General features: G+C 67.3%; 22 protein-coding genes. 13 read left to right on the top strand and 9 right to left on the bottom strand.

The window, feature by feature from the left end; translation table 11 throughout:
* Window positions 1-78 precede the first annotated feature (78 nt).
* Window positions 79-780 carry a phosphoglycerol geranylgeranyltransferase gene (locus tag ABDZ81_RS00645; protein ID WP_343771875.1) on the bottom strand — a complete coding sequence of 234 codons (702 nt, stop codon included), beginning with the start codon at window positions 778-780 and terminating at the stop codon, window positions 79-81.
* Between the two features lie 97 nt (window positions 781-877).
* Between ABDZ81_RS00645 and ABDZ81_RS00640 the strand changes: the two genes are divergently transcribed.
* The 3 genes from ABDZ81_RS00640 to ABDZ81_RS00630 all read left to right on the top strand — a co-directional run bounded on the left by ABDZ81_RS00640 (window position 878) and on the right by ABDZ81_RS00630 (window position 2,509).
* A complete protein-coding gene (locus ABDZ81_RS00640; RefSeq protein WP_343771874.1) occupies window positions 878-1,624 on the top strand; it encodes a DICT sensory domain-containing protein in 747 nt (248 codons plus the stop codon).
* Window positions 1,625-1,688: 64 nt separating this feature from the next.
* On the top strand, window positions 1,689-1,991 hold the full coding sequence (locus ABDZ81_RS00635; protein WP_343771873.1) for a UPF0175 family protein: 303 nt from the start codon (window positions 1,689-1,691) through the stop codon (window positions 1,989-1,991).
* On the top strand, window positions 1,988-2,509 hold the full coding sequence (locus ABDZ81_RS00630) for a PIN domain-containing protein (RefSeq protein ID WP_343771872.1): 522 nt from the start codon (window positions 1,988-1,990) through the stop codon (window positions 2,507-2,509). The genes ABDZ81_RS00635 and ABDZ81_RS00630 overlap by 4 nt, the downstream gene beginning before the upstream one ends.
* Before the next feature lie 88 nt (window positions 2,510-2,597).
* On the opposite strand, the gene ABDZ81_RS00625 is transcribed toward ABDZ81_RS00630, so the two are convergent.
* From ABDZ81_RS00625 to gatB, 5 genes are all read right to left on the bottom strand, one after another.
* The gene (locus tag ABDZ81_RS00625; protein WP_343771871.1) at window positions 2,598-2,969 is read right to left on the bottom strand and encodes a cupin domain-containing protein; all 372 of its coding nucleotides are present in this window, start codon (window positions 2,967-2,969) and stop codon (window positions 2,598-2,600) included.
* 246 nt (window positions 2,970-3,215) lie between these two features.
* Window positions 3,216-5,735, bottom strand: a complete 2,520-nt coding sequence (locus ABDZ81_RS00620; RefSeq protein ID WP_343771870.1) for a DNA topoisomerase I — start codon at window positions 5,733-5,735, stop codon at window positions 3,216-3,218.
* 143 nt (window positions 5,736-5,878) lie between these two features.
* Complete coding sequence (locus ABDZ81_RS00615) at window positions 5,879-6,211, bottom strand: HalOD1 output domain-containing protein (RefSeq protein ID WP_343771869.1); 333 nt, start codon at window positions 6,209-6,211, stop codon at window positions 5,879-5,881.
* Between the two features lie 163 nt (window positions 6,212-6,374).
* Window positions 6,375-6,713, bottom strand: coding sequence for a hypothetical protein (locus ABDZ81_RS00610; protein WP_343771868.1), 339 nt, complete (start codon window positions 6,711-6,713; stop codon window positions 6,375-6,377).
* Between the two features lie 129 nt (window positions 6,714-6,842).
* Entirely contained in the window at window positions 6,843-8,342 is a 1,500-nt protein-coding gene (gene gatB / locus ABDZ81_RS00605) for an Asp-tRNA(Asn)/Glu-tRNA(Gln) amidotransferase subunit GatB (protein WP_343771867.1), read from the bottom strand.
* Between the two features lie 142 nt (window positions 8,343-8,484).
* Here gatB and ABDZ81_RS00600 point away from each other — a divergent pair, with 142 nt between their 5' ends.
* The 5 genes from ABDZ81_RS00600 (at window position 8,485) to ABDZ81_RS00580 (ending at window position 14,524) form a co-directional block, all read left to right on the top strand.
* Window positions 8,485-8,694, top strand: coding sequence for a hypothetical protein (locus tag ABDZ81_RS00600; protein ID WP_343771866.1), 210 nt, complete (start codon window positions 8,485-8,487; stop codon window positions 8,692-8,694).
* A 78-nt stretch (window positions 8,695-8,772) separates the two neighbouring features.
* Window positions 8,773-9,117: a DUF7518 family protein gene (locus tag ABDZ81_RS00595; protein ID WP_343771865.1), complete on the top strand. Its 345-nt coding sequence runs from the start codon at window positions 8,773-8,775 to the stop codon at window positions 9,115-9,117.
* Between the two features lie 43 nt (window positions 9,118-9,160).
* Window positions 9,161-12,742, top strand: coding sequence for a chromosome segregation protein SMC (gene smc, locus ABDZ81_RS00590; RefSeq protein ID WP_343771864.1), 3,582 nt, complete (start codon window positions 9,161-9,163; stop codon window positions 12,740-12,742).
* On the top strand, window positions 12,735-13,733 hold the full coding sequence (locus ABDZ81_RS00585) for a segregation/condensation protein A (protein WP_343771863.1): 999 nt from the start codon (window positions 12,735-12,737) through the stop codon (window positions 13,731-13,733). Before smc ends, ABDZ81_RS00585 begins: the two co-directional genes overlap by 8 nt.
* A gap of 320 nt (window positions 13,734-14,053) precedes the next feature.
* Window positions 14,054-14,524 (top strand): SPW repeat protein, encoded by a 471-nt coding sequence (locus tag ABDZ81_RS00580; protein ID WP_343771862.1) that lies wholly within the window; start codon window positions 14,054-14,056, stop codon window positions 14,522-14,524.
* Between the two features lies 1 nt (window position 14,525).
* Here the strand turns inward: ABDZ81_RS00580 and ABDZ81_RS00575 are convergent, their stop codons facing one another.
* Window positions 14,526-14,774: a hypothetical protein gene (locus ABDZ81_RS00575; protein ID WP_343771861.1), complete on the bottom strand. Its 249-nt coding sequence runs from the start codon at window positions 14,772-14,774 to the stop codon at window positions 14,526-14,528.
* A gap of 152 nt (window positions 14,775-14,926) precedes the next feature.
* On the opposite strand from ABDZ81_RS00575, the gene ABDZ81_RS00570 reads away from it, so the two are divergent.
* A complete protein-coding gene (locus tag ABDZ81_RS00570) occupies window positions 14,927-15,619 on the top strand; it encodes a hypothetical protein (RefSeq protein ID WP_343771860.1) in 693 nt (230 codons plus the stop codon).
* A 35-nt stretch (window positions 15,620-15,654) separates the two neighbouring features.
* Here the strand turns inward: ABDZ81_RS00570 and ABDZ81_RS00565 are convergent, their stop codons facing one another.
* Window positions 15,655-16,356: a phosphoribosyltransferase gene (locus ABDZ81_RS00565; protein ID WP_343771859.1), complete on the bottom strand. Its 702-nt coding sequence runs from the start codon at window positions 16,354-16,356 to the stop codon at window positions 15,655-15,657.
* A 146-nt stretch (window positions 16,357-16,502) separates the two neighbouring features.
* Here ABDZ81_RS00565 and ABDZ81_RS00560 point away from each other — a divergent pair, with 146 nt between their 5' ends.
* Both ABDZ81_RS00560 and ABDZ81_RS00555 read left to right on the top strand, forming a co-directional pair.
* Window positions 16,503-17,942, top strand: coding sequence for an alpha/beta hydrolase (locus ABDZ81_RS00560; protein WP_343771858.1), 1,440 nt, complete (start codon window positions 16,503-16,505; stop codon window positions 17,940-17,942).
* A gap of 103 nt (window positions 17,943-18,045) precedes the next feature.
* Entirely contained in the window at window positions 18,046-18,954 is a 909-nt protein-coding gene (locus ABDZ81_RS00555) for a PhzF family phenazine biosynthesis protein (protein WP_343771857.1), read from the top strand.
* 11 nt (window positions 18,955-18,965) lie between these two features.
* On the opposite strand, the gene ABDZ81_RS00550 is transcribed toward ABDZ81_RS00555, so the two are convergent.
* Window positions 18,966-19,553 carry a hypothetical protein gene (locus ABDZ81_RS00550; protein ID WP_343771856.1) on the bottom strand — a complete coding sequence of 196 codons (588 nt, stop codon included), beginning with the start codon at window positions 19,551-19,553 and terminating at the stop codon, window positions 18,966-18,968.
* Window positions 19,554-19,738: 185 nt separating this feature from the next.
* On the opposite strand from ABDZ81_RS00550, the gene ppsA reads away from it, so the two are divergent.
* Both ppsA and ABDZ81_RS00540 read left to right on the top strand, forming a co-directional pair.
* The gene (gene ppsA / locus ABDZ81_RS00545) at window positions 19,739-22,147 is read left to right on the top strand and encodes a phosphoenolpyruvate synthase (RefSeq protein WP_343771855.1); all 2,409 of its coding nucleotides are present in this window, start codon (window positions 19,739-19,741) and stop codon (window positions 22,145-22,147) included.
* 80 nt (window positions 22,148-22,227) lie between these two features.
* The gene (locus ABDZ81_RS00540; RefSeq protein ID WP_343771854.1) at window positions 22,228-22,797 is read left to right on the top strand and encodes a hypothetical protein; all 570 of its coding nucleotides are present in this window, start codon (window positions 22,228-22,230) and stop codon (window positions 22,795-22,797) included.
* Window positions 22,798-22,819 lie beyond the last annotated feature (22 nt).

The following is a 22,819-nucleotide window of genomic DNA, read 5'->3' as shown; positions in this document are numbered from 1 at the left end:
GGCCTTCAGGTCGCGGAACGGGTCGAGAGGCGTTGGCACGCCGCGTTCCGGCGTCGCAGTGAGTGTAGAAGCCGCAGCTCAGGACTCCTTGGCGCCCCGCACCGTCTCCTCGACGGCGTCGACGCCTTCGGCGTGGACGAGGTCGCCGACGACGATCACGTCGGCGTGCTCGCCCATCCGGTAGGCCGAGTCGTAGTCGTGGACGCCGCCGCCGTAGAACAGCGTGGCGTCGTCGAGCGCTTCGTCGGCCGCTTCGACGACCTCGGGATCGCCCAGCGTGCCGGAGTACTCGACGTACACGATCTCCTGTCCGAACATCTCCTCGGCGACCTCGGCGTACGCCGCGACGTCGTCCGGCCCGAGATCGCAGTCGGCCTCGGTGTAGGTCGCGACGCTGGCGTCGGGGTTCATCACGACGTACGCCTCGGTGGTGATCCGGTTCCAGGGCAAATCCTCCTCCATGCGGGCCCACTCCTTGTGGGCGCCGACGGTCCAGAAGGGGTCGCCCGCGTTGAACACGGTCGGGATGAGATACCCGTCGAGCGCTTCGTCGTTGACCGCGACCTCGGGCGCGCTGGGTTCGAGGTACAGCGGCACGTCGTGGGTCGCGCAGGCGTCGATCACGCGCTGCATCTTGTCGGTGGTCATCCCGGTCGTCCCGCCGATCTCGATGGCGTCGGTGCCGGTCTCGCAGACGTCCTCGAACGTCTCGCCCTCGACTAACGTCTTGTCGGGGTCGATCTTCACGATGTGGTCCCACTCGGCCCAGCGAGTCGTCATACCCGAGCAATCTAAAGGATCGGCTAAAACCCCTTCGGAACTGCCGCTCCGGCGGACCCAACCTATAAGCGATCCCGCATCCATGCCGAGACGAGAGATGACGTTTGCACAGTTCGTCGACGGGGTCGAGGGGCGAGAGTTGACGCTGCGGGTGGTCAACCGCACCGAGGAGGACCCCGTCTACGGTATGCTCGAAGATCGCTTCGCGGACCAGGACGTCGTCGTCGAGGAGATCGACGACGCGGACGCCCCGGAAAACGAGGTCCTGCTCTGCGAGGCCGGCGAGGCGCTGGCGGTCTCCTCGCTCACCGAGGTCCGCGACAGCGTGCTCACGGTGAACTCGGATCTCTACATCACCGGTTCGCGGCCGCTGGAGAACGTCGACACGCCCGACGTGATCGCCGGACTGGGCGAGACGACGTTCTCGGTCGGGGGGCACCAGAAGTACCTCCTGATCCAGCTCTCCCGCGAGATCGAGGCGATGGCGCTCCAGGCGGGCGAGGGCGTCCTGCACAGCGGCTTCCAGGAGCTCTCGCGGCTCGACGACGAGCGCGGCACGCTCGCCGCCTACGAGACGCTCGGCGACGCCGATCTCGACGTGCACGTCTACGGCATTCCGGACGCCGACCCGCTCGATCACCCCGGCGTCGCACTCCACGGAATCGACGCCGAGGAGATCCGAACCTCGTGGTTCGTCGTCTTCACGAGTGAACGCGAGGACGTCCAGGAGGCCGCGCTGGTCGCGGTCGAGCGCGAGCCCGAGCTGTGGGACGGCTTCTGGACGTTCGAGTCGGATCTGGTCGGTGAGGTCGAGGAGTACCTCGAGTCGGCGTACCTGCAGTAGCGCCCGGCGAAACGAATCCTCGACCGAGGACTTTTGCCGTAGCACGCCGTAGTACATTGTATACATGGCGTCGATCAGCGCGAGGCTCCCCGACGACGAGGCCGACGACCTCGAAGCCGTCGCGGAGTTGCTCGACGAGGACAAGAGCAGCGTCGTCAGGAAGGCGCTCCGCGAGGGGCTCCACGAACTGCGCATCACGCGAGCGGTCGAGCAGTACCAGTCCGGCGAGATCTCGGTCAACGAGGCGGCGCGCATCGCCGACGTGAGCGTCGCCGAGTGGCTGGAGATCGCCCGCGAGCGCAATCTCACGACGCAACTGACGCCGGAGGATCTGCGCCGGGACGCCGACGCCGCTAGCGAACTGTGAGGCAGATCTATCTCGATGCGACGCCGCTGATCGCGTTAGGCGCGGTCGGCGAACTCGATGTCCTCACGGCTTTCGACGGCGAGTTAGTCGTTCCCGATCGCGTTTTCTCGGAGGTAACGACGGAACCCGCTCGGACGAACGTCGAGCGGCTGCTCGACGGTCCCGCGCGTACGGAGTCGATTCCGGTAGATCCGGTCGGTCAGGCGCTCGATCTGCTCGGTGACGGCGAACCCTCGGGGGACGCAGCGATTATCGGTGCCGTGCTTCACTGGAGAGAACGGGGAATGGAAGCAGGGGTCGTCTCCGACGATAAGCGTGTTCGGACGATGGCCGACGGACTCGGTGCAACCGTAACGGGAACTGTCGGGGCGATCAGACGGTCCGTCAAGGAGGGCCGCGACGCCGACGAGGCGGCGAATCTGCTTCGCAGGGTCGACGAGAACGGTCTCCACATGACCGGCGAACTCCGTGAAGAGGCCCTAAAACAGATCGAAGCGGCTGCAGCCGGCGACGACTGAAGAGAGACGCTACGTCGCTCTATCCGATTACTTCGAAATTCAAAGTATAGTCGCTTCGAACTCTGAAGCTGCGAGAGACGCCGACGCGTCACTCCGCCAGTTCGATCTCGTCGTCGCCGTTCGGTACCGCGCAGATGAACGCGCCCGGCTCGTCGGCCTCATTCCGGTACCAGTGGACCGTCCCCGCCGGAATCAACAGCGAGTCGCCCGCGCTCACCTCGTGTTCCTCGTCGTCGATCCCCACCACGTACTCGCCGGAGAGGACGTACTGCTCGTGTTCGACCTCGTTGGTGTGTTTCGGCACCTCGGCGCCGGCGTCGAGCTCGAACCGCCGGACGGCGAAGTTCGGCGCGTCCTCGTCCTCGCCGATCAGGACGCCCTTCGACAACCCCTCCGCCGCGTCGACTGTTTCGTACTCGATCTCCTCGGCGCGTCGGATCGTCGGCTCCGGATCGCTCATACCCGGACGATGGCGGCGTGGCGCCCTAAAGCTGACTCCGCAGCGGCGTCATGCGGCGCGGTCGCGGTGCTGAGGTTGTGCTAGCGGTGCGGTTAGAGACTGAGTAGTTGTACCGCGCACGAGCGAGCGCCCGACAGGGCGCGAGCGAGTAAGCGGAGTTTTTGGCCGAGATTTTTATCGCGAGCGGTGGCGAGCGAGGGCGTTCGGGCCCGAGCGAGCCCACCCGAGCGATAAAAAGGTCGTCTGTTAGGCTTTCGCCTGCCACTTCCGGATCCGGTCCTCGCTGACGCCGTCGACCCGCCCGGCGACGGCGTCCGGCTCGGCCGACTCCAGATCGTCGATGCTCTCGATGCCGGCGTCGGCGAGCTTCTCGGCGGTCTTGGCGCCGATGCCGTCGAGCGCTTCGAGGTCGCTGCCCGAGTCGCTCTCGCGGGCCTGGTACTCGCGGTAGTTGCAGATCGGACAGCCCAGCTCCCAGGGTTCGTCGCCGTTGTGGACGATCAGTTCGGGCAGCCCGTGTTCCTCGCAGTGCTCGTCGGTGACCTCGATCTCGCCGCGGCGGGGAAGGGGCAGCGAGTAGTCGCAGTCCGGATATCTGGTGCAGCCGACGAGCCGCGAGCCGTTGCGCAGTTGCTTGATGGCGAGTTCGCCGTCGTGTTCGTCGCCACAGTCGGGGCACTCTCCGAGGATCGGGCCTTCGCCGGCCTCGTCGGCCTTGCACTGCGGGCAGCCGTGGACGAACGTCTGGCGGCCGGCGAGCATCTTGACGTGGCGCAGGTCGTGCTCGTCGCAGGTCTCGTCGAGGATCAGCGGTTTGCCCGTACTCGGCAGCGGGAGGGTGTACTCGCACTCCGGATAGCCGTCGCAGCCGACGAACGCCGAGCCGCCCCGGGCGCGGCGGACCAGCAGGTCGTGGTCCGATTCGGGGCAAGGCCCCAGGGTCTTGTCGGCCTTGAGCGACTTCTGGAGGTGATCGCCGATCTCCTCGCGGGACTCGACTAGCTCCTCGAACACACGTCCGAGCATCTCACGGGACTCCTCGGTGACGTCGTCGAGCGTCGCCTCGCCCTCGGCGATGGCGGTCATGTCCCGCTCCAACTCGCTGGTCATGTCCTCGCTGACGACGCGGTCGGCGTACTCCTCGGCGGCTTCGACGACCGCCATCGCGAGCTTGGTCGGCCGCGGCGGGTCGCCCTCGACGTAGCCCCGGTCGTAGAGCTTCTCGATGGTGTTGTGGCGAGTCGACTTCGTCCCGATGCCCAGCTTCTCCATCGTCTCGATGAGTCTGGACTGGCCGTACCGGCGGGGCGGCTGGGTTTCCTTGTCCTCCTGGCGCGCTTCCGCGATCGCGAGCTGCTCGCCCTCCTCGACGTCGGGGACGTAGTTCTCGCTGGTGTTGAAGTACGGATAGACGTCGTGGTAGCCCGCCTCGACGAGGCGCTTGCCGTTGGCCTTCAGCGTCACGTCGTCGGTCTCCTCGGGGAGGTCGATCGACACCGCGCCGTCGAGTTCGGCGACGACCTTGAGGTGCTCCCAGACCGCGGGTTCCGCGACCGTCGCGAAGAACCTGCGGACGACGAGCTCGTAGATCTCCCACTCGTCGTCGGAGAGCTCGCTCTTCTTGGGGATCTCGCCGGTCGGGTGGATCGGCGGGTGGTCGGTCGTCTCCTCGTCGCCCTCGGTGGGCTCGATATCCTCGATCTCCAGCAGCGACTCGGCGTCGTCGCCGAACGTGTAGTGGCCGACGAACTCGTCGAGCAGTTCCTCGGGGTCCAGATCGTCGGGGTAGACCGTGTTGTCGGTCCGCGGGTACGTGATGTAGCCGGCGGTGTAGAGGTCCTCGGCGACGCTCATCCCGCGCTGGGCCGAGTAGCCCAGCGTGCCCGCGGCGCGGATGAACTGCGTGGTGCTGAACGGCTCGGGCGGGCTGTCGGTCCGGGTCCGGCGGTTGACGCGCTCGACGGTCGTCCTCGCGTCGGTCGCCGCGAGCGCCTCGTAGACGGCGTCCGCGAGGTCCTCGTCCCAGACGCGCTCGGCCTCGTTGCCGTCCTCGTCGCGGTAGAAGTACTGGGCCTCGAAATCGTCGTCGTCTTTCTCCAGATCGGCGTACAGCTCCCAGTAGTCGTCGGGCTCGAACGCCTGGATCTCGCGCTCGCGGTCGACCAGCAGGCGCAGCGTCGGCGTCTGGACGCGGCCGACCGAGATGAAGTCGTCGCCGAGCTGGCGCGCCGACAGCGAGAGAAAGCGCGTCAGGGCGGCGCCCCAGATCAGGTCGATCGTCTGGCGGGCCTCGCCGGCCGCCGCGAGATCGAAGTCCAGCTCCTCGCGGTTGTCGAACGCGTTCTGCACTTCGCGCTCGGTGATCGAGGAGAACCGCACGCGGTCGATCGGGGCGTCCTCGTTGACGTCCCGGACGAGCTCGTAGGCCTCCTTGCCGATCAGTTCGCCCTCGCGGTCGTAGTCGGTCGCGATCGTCACCCGGTCGGCGTCGCGGGCCAGCGAGCGCAGCGCCGCGACGATCGACTCCTGGGTCGGCGTCTTCTCGACCTCGGCGTCGATCAGCTCGACGGGCTCGACGTCGCGCCAGTCGCTGTACTCCTCGGGGAAGTCGACGCCGACGACGTGACCGGAGAGGCCGATCACGCGCTTGCCGCCCCACCGGTAGACGTTGACGCCGTTCCGGCGGGTCGAGCTCGCGGACTCGCCGCTCAGGATGTCGGCGATCCGTCGGGCCGCGTTGTCCTTCTCGGTGATGATGAGTTCCACAGGATGGCACCTCCGACTCCGCTCTGTCGGTCGTTATCAGCCGTAGGACAACCCGGCTGGTAAACCTTTCGGGGTGCTCAACACGACGACTGCGGCGGGGACTGACCGGCTGAAGCAAGCCGAAAACGAACTGTCGAGCCCGCTCAGTGGTCGGTCTGGATCAGCTGGACGATCCCGCTCCCGTCGACCAGGACGGTGTAGCCGGCGTAGTCGAAGGAGAGGCGAAGCGAGGTGTCGGGCGTGGCGGTACAGATGTTGTCGAGCGCCTCGGGATCGACGGCGTCGTACAGCGGGTCGAGCTCGAGCGGCGCGCAGTCTTCCTCCTGAGCCACCAGCGAGACGATCGCTTCGGTCGCCGAACCGCCCGTCGACGGTTCGAAGATCGCCTTCGGGGCGTCGGCGTCGAGCTGGATCTCGTCGTCGCCGTCGCGATCGGCGGCGTCGGCTGAGAGGCGATGAAACTGTTCTTCGTCCATACACGGGTCTGCAGGACGAGACTACTTGAATGATTCCCCGATTTTCGGGGTGGTATTTAAATGACGGGCGGGGAGAATCGATTTTTTCTTCCGTAACGATTGAAATCCGACGCCGATCCGCGGCATCTGCCGCGGCTGCGCCGCGGGCGCGGCCGCCTCCAACCTATCGGCCGTGATCGGTCACCGCGTCGGCGCCGTCGCGCTCGACCATCGCGAGATGCTGGCCGCAGTACCGCTCGCCCGGTTTCGCGTCGCGCGAACACCGTTGGCCGGAGGCCGTCGCGGCGACGCAGCGGTCCGGCGTCTCAGTTCGGTCGGGCGTCTCGGCCTCCGCGGTCTGCTCGTAGAACCGCTCGAAGCTCTCCGCCCAGGACTCGGTTTCGGGGCGGTCGCTCCGGTGTTCGACGGTGATGCCCGAGTACGAACAGCTCTGACAGTTCCACGTCTCGCTGTCCCCGAGGCTGTAGTGGATCAACTGCTCGCCGCATCGCGGACAGTCCATAGCGGACCACTGTCACGAAAACATATAGTTTTTCTTACTACCTGGGTGGGCGAAGCCGCCGATCGCTCTATTTCGCGTCGGGAGGACGCCGCGCTCCGGTTGGAGTGGTACGGCGCTTCGCGCCGTTCGTTACTCCGCCAGCTCGTCTCGCAACAGCTGGTTCACGTCGCCCGGATCGGCCGAGCCGCCCGTCTTCTGCATGACCTGCCCGACGAGGAAGTTGATGGCGCCGTCCTCGCCGTTCTCGTGGTCCTCGACGGCGTCGGGGTTCTCTTCGATGGCGGCTTCGACGGCCTGCTGGAGTTCGTCGTCGTCGGTCTTGCCCAGCCCCTCGTCCTCGACGATCTCGTCGGGCGCGCGGCCCTCGTCGAGCATCTCGCGGAGCACCGTCTCGCGGGCGTTCTTCGCGGTGATCTCGTCGGTCGCGACGAGTTCCACGAGGCGAGTCACCTCGTCGAGACGACTCTCGACGTCGGTCACTTCCATGTCGCGGTAGTTGAGCTCGCCCAGCAGGTTATCCGCGACCCACGTCGCCGCGAGGTCCGGGTCGTACTCCTCGGCGACGTCCTCGTAGAAGTCCGCGACCTGCTTCGTGGAGGTGAGCTTGCTCGCGGCCTCCTCGCCCAGGCCGTACTCCTCGCGGAAGCGCTCGCGGCGAGCGTCGGGTAGTTCGGGGATGGCGATTTTCTCCTTCCAGTCGGCGACCTGCAGCGGCGGGAGGTCGGCCTCCCCGAAGTAGCGGTAGTCCTTCTCTTCTTCCTTGGAGCGCATCGAGACGGTGATCCCCTTGGCCTCGTCCCAGTGGCGGGTCTCCTGCTCGACGCCGCGCCCGCGCTTGATCGCGTTCTTCTGGCGAGTCACCTCGTAGGCCAGCGCCTTTTCGGCGCCCTTGTGGCTCGAGATGTTCTTGACCTCCGTGCGGTTGGCTTCTTCCAGCGCCTCGTCGCTGAACTCGCCGGTGTCGGCATCGAGGTTTGCGTCGCTGGTCTGGACGAGCGAGATGTTGGCGTCGATGCGCAGGCTACCGTCGCGCGTGCTATCGAATACGCCGAGGTACTCCAGAACTTCTTCGAGCTTGGCGAGGAACGCGCGAACCTCGTCGGGGCTCCGGAAGTCCGGCCGCGTGACGATCTCCAGCAGCGGGACGCCCGCGCGGTTGTAGTTGACCAGCGTGTAGTCGGCGGTGTCGATCGAGCCGCCGACGTGCTGGAGGCTGCCGGGGTCTTCCTCGAGGTGTGCGCGCTCGATGCCGATCTCGCGGCGCTCGCCCTCGACGCCGACCTCTAACTCGCCGTCCTGGCAGATCGGCTCGTCGTACTGGGTGATCTGGAAGTTCTTCGGCAGGTCGGGGTAGTAGTAGTTCTTCCGGTGGAAGCGGGTCTCCTCGGGGATGTCGGCGTCGATCGCCTTGCCGACCTTCACCGCGGCCTCGACGGCGCCCTCGTTGAGCACCGGCAGCGCGCCTGGCAGCCCCAGGCAGACGGGGCAGGTGTTCGAGTTGGGCTCGGCGTCGGTCTGGTCGGTCGAGCAGCGACAGAAGATCTTCGTGTCGGTCTCGAGCTGGACGTGGACCTCCAGCCCGATCACGACGGCGAGGTCGGCGTCCTGCTGAGTCGCCTGCGCGGTCATTGGCGACGGGTTCGGGACGGGACCGCTAAAGACTAACGCAAGCGCGCGCACGGCGTCGCGCCGCTCATCAGTGGTTGTCCCGCCGGCAACACCGCCGCCGTCGAGCACAACATATTTGCCGGTTCGACGGATTCACGCCGGTATGGTGTACATTCCGTTCGGCCTCTCTCCGGCGCAGCTGCGGACGATCGGGCTGGCGTCCGTGGCGCTGGGGATCGGACTGCTGACGATCTACTGGCGCAACGGCGTCGACCACCAGAGCGCGATGATCACCGTCTTCTTCGTGTTCACCGGCGGGCTGGCGATCGGCTACGGCTCGGCGCTGACGGCCGTCGACCGGAACACCTGGTGACCGGCCGCGGCGTAATGCTCAGATTTCTTTTGTTTGTCTGACGCACGTTTAAGGGTACAGAGCCGCCCCTTCATTCATATGTCGAACAATCGGGTCGAGGAACTCGAAGCGACGGTGTCCGAGCTGGAGTCGACCGTTCGCGGGCTCACCGAGGAGCTCGTCGAGACGAAAGAGCGCGTCCGCCTGCTGGAAGCCGAACTCGAACCGAGCGAGGGCGCCACGACGGGCACCCCGGCCACCGCACGGCGGGACGCCGCCGACGCCGACGCGGAGTCCGAATCCGAACAGGGCGACGCGCCCTCCGACGAAGCCGCACCCGAGGACGTCCAGGAGGCGGCAGCCGAAGCGGATAAGGGAGATGGGGACAACGGGGAGGACGAAACCGACGGCTCCGGACTCGGCGACGACATCATCGTCGCGTGATCGCCGGGGCCGACCGCGGGCGTCGCCCGGGAGATGACAACGCATGCATATAAAAGAGCTCGTTCTGGAAAACTTCAAGAGCTTCGGCCGCAAGACCCGCATCCCGTTCTACGAGGACTTCACAGTCGTCACCGGCCCGAACGGTAGCGGGAAGTCGAACATCATCGACGCGGTGCTGTTCGCGCTGGGACTGGCCCGCGCTCGCGGCATCCGCGCACAGAAGCTGACCGACCTGATCTACAACCCTGGGTTCGACGACGGCGCCGAGAACGCCGGGCCGAACGAGGCCAGCGTCGAAGTCGTGCTGGACAACTCGGACGGCTCGCTCGACCGGGGGCAGATCGTCAACGCCGCCGGGAGCGAGGACGTCGGCGACGTCGAGGAAGTGACGATCCGGCGGCGCGTCAAGGAGACCGAGGACAACTACTACTCGTACTACTATCTCAACGGGCGCTCGGTCAACCTCTCGGACATCCAGGACCTGCTCGCGCAGGCCGGCGTCACGCCAGAGGGGTACAACGTCGTCATGCAGGGCGACGTGACCGAGATCATCAACATGACGCCCCACGAGCGCCGGGAGATCATCGACCAGATCGCCGGCGTCGCCGAGTTCGACGCCAAGAAGGAGGACGCCTTCGAGGAACTGGAGGCGGTCGAGGACCAGATCGACGAGGCCCAGCTGAAGATCGACGAGAAGCAGGAGCGCCTCGACCAGCTCAGCGACGAGCGCGAGACCGCCCTGGAGTACCAGTCGCTCCGCGAGGAGAAAGAGGAGTACGAGGGCTACCTCAAAGCCGCGGAACTCGAGGACAAGCGCGACGACCTCGCGGACGTCCGCGAGTCGATCGCCGAGCGCGAGGCGGAACTCGAAGAGCTCCAGCGCGACCTCGACGAGAAGCAAGGTACGGTCGTCCGGCTGGAAGAGGATCTCGAGGATCTCAACGCCGAGATCGAGCGCAAGGGCGAGGACGAACAGCTGGAGATCAAAAGCGAGATCGAGGGGATCAAAGGCGACGTCGCCCGGCTCGAGGACAAGATCGAGTCGACCGAAGAGAAGCGCGAGGCCGCCGAAAACGAGCGTCGTGAGGCGTTCGTCGAGGTCGACCGCAAGCAGGAGGAGATCGACGACCTGGAGTCCGACATCCGGGAGATCAAGGTCGAGAAGTCCTCCGTCAAGGCGGACATCCAGTCCAAGGAGGCCGAGCTCGCCGACATCGAGCAGCAGATCGACGACATCGACACCGAGTTCGACGAGCTGAAGGCCGACCTGCAGGAGCGCAAGGCCGACCGCGAGTCGGTCAAGGAGGAACGCAACGACCTCCAGCGCGAGAAGGATCGGCTGCTCGACGAGGCGCGGCGCCGCTCCAACGAGATCGCGGACCTCGAGGCCGAGATCGACGAAGCGCGCGAGCAGATCCCCGAACTGGAGTCCGACGTGGAGGACCTGCAGAACGAGCTGACGAAGGCCCGGTCGAACGCCGAGAACATCGAGGAGGTCGTCGACGATCTCAAGCAGCAAAAGCGGTCGCTGCAGGACGACATCGCCGACGTCGAGGACGAGATCCAGGCCAAGCAACAGGAGTACGCCGAGCTCGAGGCCCGCGCCGACGAGAGCGGCGACAGCTCCTACGGCCGCGCGGTGACGACGATTCTGAACGGCGACCTCGACGGCGTCCACGGCACCGTCGGCCAGCTCGGCGGCGTCTCCCAGCAGTACGCGACCGCCTGCGAGACGGCGGCGGGCGGCCGGCTCGCCAACGTCGTCGTCGACGACGACGGCGTCGGCCAGGACTGCATCGAGTACCTGAAGTCGCGCAACGCGGGTCGGGCCACCTTCCTCCCGCTGACGGAGATGCACTCCCGGAGCCTCCCCTCGAAGCCCTCGGATCCGGGCGTCGTCGACTTCGCGTACAATCTCGTCGACTTCGATTCGAGCTACTCGGGCATCTTTTCGTACGTGCTCGGCGACACGCTCGTCGTCGAGGACATGGACACCGCGCGCGAGTACATGGGCGATTTCCGGATGGTCACGCTCGACGGCGAACTCGTCGAGAAGAGCGGCGCGATGACCGGCGGTTCGACCAGCGGCTCTCGGTACTCGTTCTCGAAGTCCGGCAAGGGCCAGCTCGAACGGGTCGCAGAGGCGATCCAGGAACTACAGGACGAGCGCGACTCGCTGCGCGAGGACCTCCAGGGCGTCGAGGACCGCCTCGACGACGCGCGCGACCGCAAGACCGACGCGAACGATCAGGTGCGCTCGATCGAATCGGAGATCGAGAGCACCGAGGCCGAGATCGAGGCGGTTCGCGAGAGCATCGGCGAGAAGGAAGACCGACTCGAAGAGCTCCGCGAGGAGCGCGAGTCGGTCGACGAGCGCATGAGCGAGATCGACGAGGAGCTCGACGAGGCCGACGACGAGCTGGCCGAGATCGACGCCGACATCGAGGAGCTAGAGACCGAGCTGGCCGACTCCGAAATTCCGGAGCTGACCAGCCAGGCCGAGGCCGTCGAGGACGAGATCGACGAGCTGGAGGACACGCTCGACGATCTCGACGCCGATCTCAACGAGTACCAGCTCGAGAAGCAGTACGCCGAGGAGTCGATCGAGGAGCTCAACGAGACGATCGAGGACGCTCAAAATCGCAAGGCCGACTGCGAGGAGCAGATATCGGAGCTCGAAGATCAGATCGACGAGAAGGAAGAACTGCTGGAAGAGAAACGCCAGGAGGTCCTCGAACTCGAAGACGAGCTGGCCGAGCTGAAAGACGAGCGCTCCGAGCTCAAGGACGAACTCAAGGCGGCAAAGTCCGAGCGCGACAGCGCCCGGGACGACGTCGACCGCGTCGAGAGCAAGTTGGAGGATCTGCGTGACGCCGAAGACCGGCTCGAGTGGGAGGTCGAGGAGCTCGAAGCCGCCGTCGGCGAGTACGATCCCGAGGAGATCCCCGACCACGACGAGGTCACCGAGCGGGTCGAGACGCTCGAATCCGAGATGGAGGAGCTCGAACCCGTAAATATGCTCGCGATCGAGGAGTACGACGAGGTCGAGGAAGACCTCGAAGAACTCGAAGCGGGCCGCGACACCCTCGTCGAGGAGCGGGACGGCATCCGCGAGCGGATCGACTCCTACGAGGCCCAGAAGAAAGCGACGTTCATGGAAGCCTACGAGGCGATCGACGACCAGTTCGAGGAGATCTTCCAGCGGCTCTCGAACGGCACCGGGACGCTCCACCTCGAAGATCCCGAGGATCCCTTCGAGGGCGGCATGACGATGAAGGCCGAGCCCGGCGACAAGCCGATCCAGCGCCTCGACGCGATGTCGGGCGGCGAGAAGTCCCTGACCGCGCTCGCCTTCATCTTCGCGATCCAGCGGTACAACCCGGCGCCGTTCTACGCGTTAGACGAGGTCGACGCCTTTCTCGACGCCGCCAACGCCGAGCGCGTCGGCGAGATGGTCGACGAGCTCGCGGGCGACGCGCAGTTCGTCGTCGTGTCCCACCGCTCGGCGATGCTGGATCGCTCCGAGCGCGCCATCGGCGTCACGATGCAGGGCGACAACGTCAGCGCGGTCACCGGCATCCAGCTCGACGGCTCGGGCGACGGGGAGGTGAGCGCGGATGACTGACGACGACGTGCCGCTGAACATCGCGGGCCACGAGGACCGCGAGCGGCCGGACGACGCGGGCGACGACGGACTCCCCGGCGGTCTCGGCGGGGACGCTTCGGCGTCCGGCGACGGGGAAGCCGGAGACGCACACCCTGACGACGCAACGGCTTCACCCGACGCCGCAGCGGCGTCCGGCGACGGAGAGGACGACGACGAGGAGGTCGAACCGGTCGAGCTGCTGGTGAATCTCGCCGAGGAGGGCGAGATCGACCCGTGGGACATCGACGTCGTGACGGTGACCGACAAGTACCTCGACCGGCTCGACGAGGCCGACCTCCGGACCTCGGGGCGGGCGCTGTTCTACGCGAGCGTGCTCCTCCGGATGAAAGGCGACGGGCTGCTCTCGGAGGGGACCGAGGAGCCCGACGAGCCCGAGCCGTGGGAGCAGCCGTTCGTCGACGACCCTGAGAGCGGCGGCGACGCCCCCGCCGGCCCCGATCCGGTCGCGGGGCTCGAAGCCGAGATGGAGCGCCGCCTCGATCGGAAGAGCGTCCGGGGCAAGCCCGAGACGCTCGACGAGCTCGTCCGCGAGCTGCGGGAGGCCGAGCGCGACACCTGGTGGAAGGAATCCCGCGAGTACGACACGACCGAGTCGCCCCAGGGGTTCCAGCGGGGCACTCAGACGCTCGATTACCACTCCGGCGACGACCTCCGGGCGGCCGACGAGCCGACCGAGGACGAGGTGACCGGCAACGCCCACGAGGAGGACATCGAGACGGTGATCGAGGACGTCAATCGGGTGCTCCGCGAGCAGTACGACGCGGGGCGACGCGAGGTGCTGTACGCCGAGATCGACGACGCCGGCGGCTCCCGCGTCGAGACGTACCTCGCCTTGCTCTTTCTCGCGAACCGCGGCCACGTCGAGCTCCAGCAGGACGAGCTGTTCGGCGATCTCTGGGTCCAGGATCCCAGCGCCGTCGAGGCCGAGGAGCCGGCGGTCGCGGACTGAGCGGCGCTGTCGACGACCGCTGGCCGGCGCCGATACCTGATCTCGTCGCGCTGCCGACGCAGCACCGCTCACCGTAGCAGTTATGCTCTAGCGTGTCGTATGATAGCACATGACTCCAACGAAAATTCGTGAACGTCTCCGCGAGTCCGAAGAGCGCGTCGACCCAACCGAGTACGTCTCCGCGCTGGAGTACGTCCGGGACGACGGTCGCAGGCGTCGCGAGTAAGTCGCCGCTAGCTACCTGCGATCGCAGGTCGGGAGATAAACAGTCGACTCCTTTTCCCGGCTTAGCGACGTCGTTCCGATTGGAGGGTACAATCATGGCAGACACATCCGACAGAGATATGACCGCGGAGACGACCGACGACCGCCGCGAGGCCGACGACCACCGGACGGTCGATCTGCGCGGCTCGAAGCTGCTGGCCGGACTCGCGTCGCTGTTCGGGGCCTGGGTCGCGCTCTCCCCGTTCGTGTACGGCGACGTCGCCGACGGCATCAGCCTGGCGGCGGCCGGCTGGAACAACGTGATCGTCGGGACCGCGATCTTCCTGGTGGCCGGCGCGAACTTCTACCGGCTGTCCAAGGAGGAAAACGTCAGCCGCGCGGCCGCCGGGCTGGTCGCGCTGCTGGGGCTGTGGCTGCTGGTCGCTCCCTTCATCACGTTCACGATGGGAACCGGAATGTTCTGGAGCACGGTCGTCAGCGGGCTGATCGTGGCGGCGATCGGCGCGTACAACGCCTACAAGGGGAGCCAGGCGGAGGATCGGGACACCGCGATCCGGACGGCCTGATTCAGTCGGCCGACTGCCCGGCAGTCGCCGACCACGCTTCTTCGACGCGGTTGGCCGCGACGTGGTACTGCGCGGCGAGCGCCGCGAACGCGATCAGCGCCAGCGCGAACAGACCGGGGTACACCGGCGAGATGCCGTGGTGCAGTACGTTCGCCAGCTGCGCGAGCGCGACGAGAACGGGGACGACCGAGTAGGCGACGACGCGGCCCGGCTCGGCGCGGGCGAGGTCGAGATAATCGGATGCGGGCATGGTAAGCGGGTCTTGACGATAGTAGGTGAGGCCAAGTAAGAACCTTCTGATGCGGTAACCGTCGCTGAGCGGTCACGTCGTCGGTGCGGTGGATCAAACGGACGTTTTAGCTTAGAGAAGATACCTACCTCGGGACCCCGAAGTCGACGACGATGCGACGCAGACAACTGCTCTCCACCGCGGCGTGCGCGCTCGGCGCGTCCGCCGCAGCCGGTTGCACAGGAATGCTAGAGGACGACTCGGACGGCGAGCCCAACGAGACGGACCCGGACGAATCGGATCCGTCTGATTCCGCACCGAACGAGACCGAGCCGGAGGATTCCGATCCGAACGAGTCGGAGTCGGGCGAGCCCCATCCGGTCGCGTTCGAGAATCCGTCGTTCGAGAACGGTCTCAACGGCTGGACCGTCGGTACAGATCTCCCCGAAGAGCCCGGCGATTCGACCGAGAAAGTCGACCACGGCGTCACGACCGTCGACCGGCGAGCCTCGGATGGGGACGCCTCGGTCGAGTTCTACCTGGACGGAAGCGCGGACGACGGCACCGTCTGGGTCGCCCAGACGGTCGACCTGTCGGACGTCGAGTCCGTCAGCGTCGACGTGTACAACGACGAGGAGTCGTTCAACATCCTGACGCAGGTAGCGTTCTACGCCGGCGAGAAGTCCTCGAGCGAGCTCGTCGAGGTCGACTTCGATCGCGACAACGACGTCGAGGCCCACTCCGGCTGGAAGACGTTCAGCTACGACGTCGGCGACGTCGACGGGGCGGCGACCGTCGCCGTCGGCATGAACATCGTCTGGGAGACCGACGTTCGGCACGTATTCGACAACGTGCGCCTGGACTGAGTGGTCGGCCGTGGCGCTCGTCCGGACAGACCGGTCTACTCCGCCAGCCGCCAGCGGTCCCCGTCGCCGGTCGTCGCCTCGATCACGTCGCGGCGTTCCATCTCGGTCAGCACCTCGTCCAGCCGGTCGGGCTGGGCGATCTCCATCTCGATCCGGTCGACGTCGTGGAACTCCGAGAGGTAGTGGCGCACGTCCTCGTCGTCGAACGCGTCCTGGTCGGCTTTCTCCATGACGCCCTCGATCAGCTCGATCATGTCCTCGATGAAGTTCCAGGGGTAGACGATCCAGGCCCACTCCTCCAAGCGCTCGCCGACGAACTCCGGCTCGAACTCGCTTGTCTGGAGCAGCTGCAGGGTGGCGGTCCGCACTTCGCCGGGGTTCCGGTCGGTGACGTACTCGTGGGCGCGCTCGATCGACCCGCCGGTGTCGGCGATGTCGTCGATGATCAGCACGTCCTTGCCCTCGACGCTGCCCTCCGGCATCGGGTAGCGGACCTGGGGCTCGTCGGCCTTCTGACCCGTTCCGACGTAGTGTTCCATCTTCAGGCTCGTCAGGTCGTCGAGCCCGAGGAAGTCACAGAGACACCGCCCGGCGAACCAGCCGCCTCGCGCGAGCGCGACGACGACGTCGGGCTCGAACTCCGCGGCCTTGACCTGCTCGCTAACCGTCCGACAGAGGCTGTAGATGTAGTCCCAGTCGGAGACCGTGCACTTGAACTCGTCCGGAAGCTCGCCCATGCCTACGGGAGGGCGTCGCACCGCCTAAAGTGGTGCGTCTCGACACCGCAGACGCGTATGCCGGACGCGGGGTGGAGAGTACCGACTAAAGATTCGTTCCGCGGAATGTAAAATAATTTAACGCCACCTTACGTATTCTCGACACGATGGACAAACGAGAATCGACCCGGCGATCGCTACTCGCCGGGGTGACGACCGCGACCGCGGCGTCGGTCGCAGGCTGTACGGGGCTGTTCTCGGACGATCCCGGAGACGGCGACGACCCGTCGCCCGGCGAGAACAACGAGTCGACCGGCGACGACGGGGAGCCGGAGACGCCCGAAGCGCTCGTGACCGCCATGGTCGGGGACCTCTCGGCCGGCGAGTACGAGCGCGCTGCCGAACGATTTTCCTCGGAGATCGCCAGTCAGGACCGCCTCGTCGCCCAGCTCGAACGGCTCTGGATGGGGCTAACGGCCGCCGGCAACGAGTACGTCGAGATCGCCGAAACCGAGACGACGACCGTACAGGGACGGAGCGCCGTCGTCGCGACGCTCGCGTTCGCGGAGGCCGACGCCGATCTGCAGGTCACCCACACCGACGACCCGCAGCTGCTCGGTGCCGTCGTCGTCGGCGAGTACGCCAGCCCGTCGTACGTCGACGCGAACTCGTTCGAGGAGCGAACGGTCGAACTCGACGTCGAGGACTGTCTCATCGAGGGGACGCTGACGCTTCCCGACGCCGACGAGCGAAGCTCGTCGAGCCCTGACTCGCAGGCTCGTCAGGACGCGGACGGGGAGGTGCCCGGCGTCGTCCTCGTCCACGGGAGCGGTCCGGTCGACCGCAACGAGTCCCGCCGCGGCAGTCCGAACAAGCCGTTCAAGGACATCGCCGAGGGACTGGCGAGCAACGGCGTCGCCGCGCTGCGGTTCGACAAGCGCACGTACGCCTGCAACGTGGCGCCCGCGGAGGCGACGTTCGACCGGATCGTCGTCTCGGACACGCTGGCGGCCGTCGACCGCATCCGGCAGGCCGAGCCGGTCGGTCCGGTCGCGGCGGTCGGCCACAGCCTCGGCGGCATGGCGATGCCGCGGATCGTCGAGCGATCGGACGAGCTGGCCGGCGGTGTCGCGCTCGCGGCCCCCGCGCGCCCGCTGCCGGACGTGTTCGTCGAGCAGTACGAGTACCTCGCGAACCTCGGCGATCACAGCCTCGACGTCGCGCAGAACCAGCTGCAGGCCGCCCGGAACATGGCCGAGCAGATCCGTAACGGGAACTACGAGGACGACGAGCAGCTGTTCCAGGAGTCCGGCGCGTTCTGGGACAGCATCGCGGACTACGATCAGGTCGCGACGGCCGCCGACCTGTCCGTTCCGATGCAGTTCCTTCAGGGCCAGCGGGACTATCAGGTGTCGCCGGAGGACGATTTCGGCCTCTGGCAGTCCGAGCTATCCGACGATTCGGACGCCGCCTTCGAGTCGTACGAACAGTTGAACCACATGTTCATGCCCGGATACGGCACCTCCGTTCCGGCGGAGTACTCCGTCCCGAACAACGTCGCCGAGTCGGTCGTGACCGATCTGGCCGACTGGCTCGACGGGCTCTGAGACGCCTGCGGACGCCGCCGGACGCTGACGCCGTCGATCGGCTCGTCCGACCGACCCGCCCGTGGCGTCACTCCTTTGAGTGCGGTCCCCGTTGTACCCTGGCATGAGCGACGACACACTCGAGGTCGCCCTCGTCGACGCGTTCACCGAGGAGCCGCTGGCCGGCAACCCGGCCGGGGTCGTCCCGGACGCCGAGGGACTGTCCGAGGAGCAGATGCAGGCGATCGCGCGGGAGCTGTCGGTCAGCGAGACCGCGTTCCTGCTGCCCAGCGGGCCCGCCGACCGGAAGGTGCGCTACTTCACGCCGACCGAGGAGGTCGACCTCTGCGGGCACGCCACGATCGGCAGCCACGTCTACCTTCGCGAGGCCGAGGAGCTGCCGGCTGGCGAGCACACCCTCGAAACGAACGTCGGGGTCCTCGACGTCGAGATCGGCGAGGACGGCGTCGTCTGGATGACCCAGGACCGCCCCGAGTTCCGCGAGGTCGACCTCGACTACGATCGGGTCGCCGACGCGCTGGGGATCGACGGCGTCGCGCTCCGCGAGCTGGAGATCGACCTCCCCCTGGCGGTCGCCTCGACCGGCCTTCCCTTCCTCGTCGTCCCGGCGACGTACTTCCGGCAGGTCACGGGCGCCGACCCCGACCCGGCCGCGATCGAGGCGCTGTGCGAGGAGGTCGGCGCGACCGGGCTCTACCTCTTTACGTTCGACGCGCTCTCGCCCGACGCGACGCTCCACGGTCGGATGTTCGCGCCCGGCGCGGGCGTCCCCGAGGATCCGGTCACCGGCACCGCCTCGGGCGCCGTCGGCGCCTACCTCCGACGCACGGACGCGTTCGGCGGCGATCTCCCCGACGAGCTGCTGTTCGAGCAGGGCCACGTGCTCGATCGGCCCGGCGAGGTGCGGGTCGAAGTGGGCGAGAAGATCCGCGTCGGCGGCGCCGGCGTGACGAGTCTGGAAGGAACGATCGCGGTGCCGGAGATCGAATCGGACGAGATCGTCGAAGCCTGAGGCGGGTCGACTTACCGGTTCTCGGGAGTTCCCGAGGGCGTCTCGTTCTCCGTCGGCGACTCCCCCGACCGGCGATCGTCGCTGTTCGACGCCGTTCCGCGTCCGGTGCCCGACGCCGTACCGCGATCGTCGCCGCTCGCGGGCGTTTCGGCCCCGACGGCGTCGTCGACGAGCTCGTCCGCGTGGTCCTCGCGGTTCAGCCGGCTGACCTGCCGACGGGTCGTCTCCACGTCCGCGTGCAGCTCCGAGAGCTGCTCGTCGAGCGCCGCGAGAATCTCGCTTTTGACGGTCTGAGTGTCGAACCGATCGGCCATCTCCGACTCGGTCGCCTGCGTCAGCGTCTTGTAGAACGCCGCGGTCTTGCCGAGCTGCCAGATCGCGAAGCCGAGCACCACCAGCGCGCCGCCCGCGATCGGGCGCGACGACGCCAGGGCGTCCGAGACGGATCCGCCGCCCGAGGCCAGATCGAGCACCGCCACCAGCACGTCGTAGAGGCCGATCCAGACGCCGGCGGCCGCCACGGCCGCGCCGACGAGGAAGGAAAGCAGCGCGAGGCCGCGGTAGTACAGTGCCCACCGAAGCGAGGTTGTCAGTCGCATGCTCGTTGGAGAGACGTTCGTCCCAGATAAATGTAGGCGGCGAGACGTCACCGCTCGACCGGGCTTGCGCCGGTTCGGTCGACTTCGAGGCGCTTCCGCTCACAGAATTTACTCGGATACGCGTTCCAATCTATAATAGTTATTAGAAAAGTTCTTAACCGCCCTCGTGGATCACCCGAACACAGATGGGAGTGCTCTGGCTGGACGAGATCGGTGCCGATGATGTTGACGCGGTCGGCGGTAAGGGCGCGTCGCTTGGCGAACTGACGGGCGCGGATCTGCCCGTCCCCTCGGGATTCGTCGTCGGCGCGTCGGCCTACAGGTCGTTCCTCGAGTCGACCGGGATCGACGAGGAGCTGTTCTCGGTCGTCGACGTCGACGTCGAGGATTCGGCCGCGCTGTCCGACGCCGCCGAGCGCGCCCAGGAGCTAATCCTGGACGCGCCCCTACCCGACGAGCTTCGGGCCGAGATCCTCGAGGCCTACGGCGAACTGGGCGACGACCCGTTCGTGGCCGTGCGCTCGTCGGCGACCGCCGAGGACCTGCCGGACGCGAGCTTCGCCGGCCAGCAGGAGACGTTTTTGAACGTCACCGAGGAGGACCTGCTCGAACGCGTGCGGGAGTGCTGGGCGTCGCTGTTCACCCGGCGCGCGATCTACTACCGGCAGAAGCAGGGGTTCGACCACAGCATCGTCGACATCGCGGTCGTCGTCCAGCGGATGGTCGACGCCGACCGCAGCGGCGTCATGTTCACGAGCCACCCCTCGACCGGCGATCCGCGGATGGTCGTCGAGTCCGCGTGGGGGCTCGGGGAGGCGGTCGTCTCCGGATCGGTGTCGCCGGACAACTACGTGGTCGACCGCGAGACCGGCGCCGTCGAACAGGTCACCGTCGCCGACAAGAAGGTGATGCACGTCAAGGACGAGGAGACGGGCGAGACCGTCGAGCGACAGGTGCCCGAGGATCGCCGCGAGCAACGCGTACTCTCCGACGACGATCTGGCGGCGCTCGTCGAACTCGGCGAGGCCGTCGAGGACCACTACGGGACGCCCCAGGACGTCGAGTGGGCGATGGTGGACGGCGAGGTCCACATGCTCCAGTCCCGCCCGATCACGACGATCGACGACGAGTCGGGGTCGGCGTCCGAGGGCGCGCTCGGCGACATGGACCTCGATTCCCAGGGCGCCGGCGCCGATTCGGGGGACGCCCGAGCCAGCGCGACCGACGGCAGCGGGGCAGTCGCCGAGGAGTCCGGCAGCGGGACCGTCGCCGAGCAGTCCGGCGGCGACGAGACCGGCGAGGTCCTCGTCTCCGGACTGGGCGCCAGTCCCGGCAGAGCGAGCGGCGCCGTTCGCGTCGTCGACCAGCTCGACGAACTGGACCGTGTGCGCGAGGGCGACGTGATCGTCACCGAGATGACGACGCCGGACATGGTGCCCGCGATGAAACGGGCCGTCGGGCTCGTCACCGACGAGGGCGGGATGACCAGCCACGCCGCCATCGTCTCGCGGGAACTGGAAGTCCCCGCCGTCGTCGGCACCGGCGGCGCGACCTCGACGCTCGAGGACGGTCAAGTCGTGACGATCGACGGCGAACGAGGGGCCGTCACCGAGGGGGAGACCGACACCGCAACCGCCGAGGACGCTGGCGGGGCCCAGCAGGCTGCGGGCGAGAGCGCCGGCCAGCCCCGGCAGGCCAAGCCGATGACCGCGACGGAGGTGAAGGTGAACCTCTCGATCCCGGAGGCGTCGGCCGCGCGGCGCGCGGCGGCGACCGGCGCCGACGGCGTCGGCCTGCTCAGGATGGAGCACATGGTCATCTCGCTGGGCAAGACGCCCGAGCGCTACGTCGAGGATCACGGCGAGCGCGCGTTCGTCGACGAGCTGGTCGACGGCATCAGCACCGTGGCCGACGAGTTCTACCCCCGACCGGTCCGCGTGCGCACGCTCGACGCGCCGACCGACGAGTTCCGCGAACTGGAGGGCGGTGAGGACGAGCCCGAGGAGCACAACCCGATGCTGGGCTACCGTGGCATCCGGCGGAGCCTCGACAAGCCCGAAACGTTCCGCCACGAACTGGCCGCGTTCCGGCGCCTCTACGAGAAGGGGTACGACAACGTCGAGATCATGTTCCCGCTGGTCAACGACGCCGAGGACGTGCTGGGCGCCCGCCGGGAGATGGAGGCCGCGGGCATCGACCCCGACAAGCGCTCGTGGGGCGCGATGATCGAGACGCCTGCCGCCGCGCTGGGCGTCGAGAAGATGGCCGACGCGGGCATCGACTTCGCCTCGTTCGGGACCAACGACCTCACCCAGTACACGCTGGCGGTCGACCGCAACAACGGCGCCGTCGCGGACCGCTTCGACGAGCTCCACCCCGCGGTGCTCGACCTGATCTCCGAGACGATCCAGACGTGCCGCGAGCGCGGCGTCGAGACCAGCATCTGCGGGCAGGCGGGCTCGAAGCCCGAGATGGTGGAGTTCCTCGTCGACGAGGGGATCACCTCGATCAGCGCCAACGCCGACGCCGTCCGCGACGTCCAACAGCGCGTCGAGCGCGTCGAGCAGCGCCTGCTGCTGGAGTCGGTGCGCTGATCGGGTCGGTCGACCGCTGACTCGGTCGCCCGGCCGGTCCTGCCCCCACGCTTTTGCGCGCGCCCGTGGGCAACTCGCACGTGACCGATCCGGAACCGAACGACTACGTTCTCGAACAGGCCGAGCGCGAGGGCGAGTCGCTGCTCGTCGGCGAGCTGCTCCTGTACATCGAACGCTACGACGACGACGAGCGGCCGGGCGTCAGCGACGACCAGCTCGACGCCTACGTCGAGGCGCTCGTCGAGAAGAACGTCTTCCCCCGCAGCGCCGACGTCGTCCGCGAACAGATCGACCGGCGCACCGAGGACAGCGAGACGTGGACGGGAGAGGATGCGTTTTACCGCGTCGGTACCGACCGGGTGAGCAACTTCCCGAAGCGCTGGCACGAGCAGCTCGGTCCCGGGGACGATCTGCGAGCGTTCGTTCGGGTGATGGCCGAGGACATCGAAACCTCGCCCCGCGGCACCGACCGCGGCGGGCAGGGCCGGGGCGTCCCCGAACAGCTACTGCTCGACGCCGCGACCGTGCTCGCCGACTACGATCGCGGCGGCGCCAAGACCGAACTGGAGGAGCTGCGCGACCGGGGCGACCTCGAGATGGACGCCGACATGAACCGGGAAGGGCGGGTGCAGTTGCCCGATCGAAACTGAAGCAGTTTCGGCGCGGCGTCTC

Origin of the sequence: Natronoarchaeum mannanilyticum (assembly GCF_039522665.1) — an archaeon.
GTDB classification, from domain to species: domain Archaea; phylum Halobacteriota; class Halobacteria; order Halobacteriales; family Natronoarchaeaceae; genus Natronoarchaeum; species Natronoarchaeum mannanilyticum.
The sequence above is the reverse complement of the archived record's forward strand: the minus strand, read 5'-3'. Positions and strand labels throughout refer to the sequence as shown.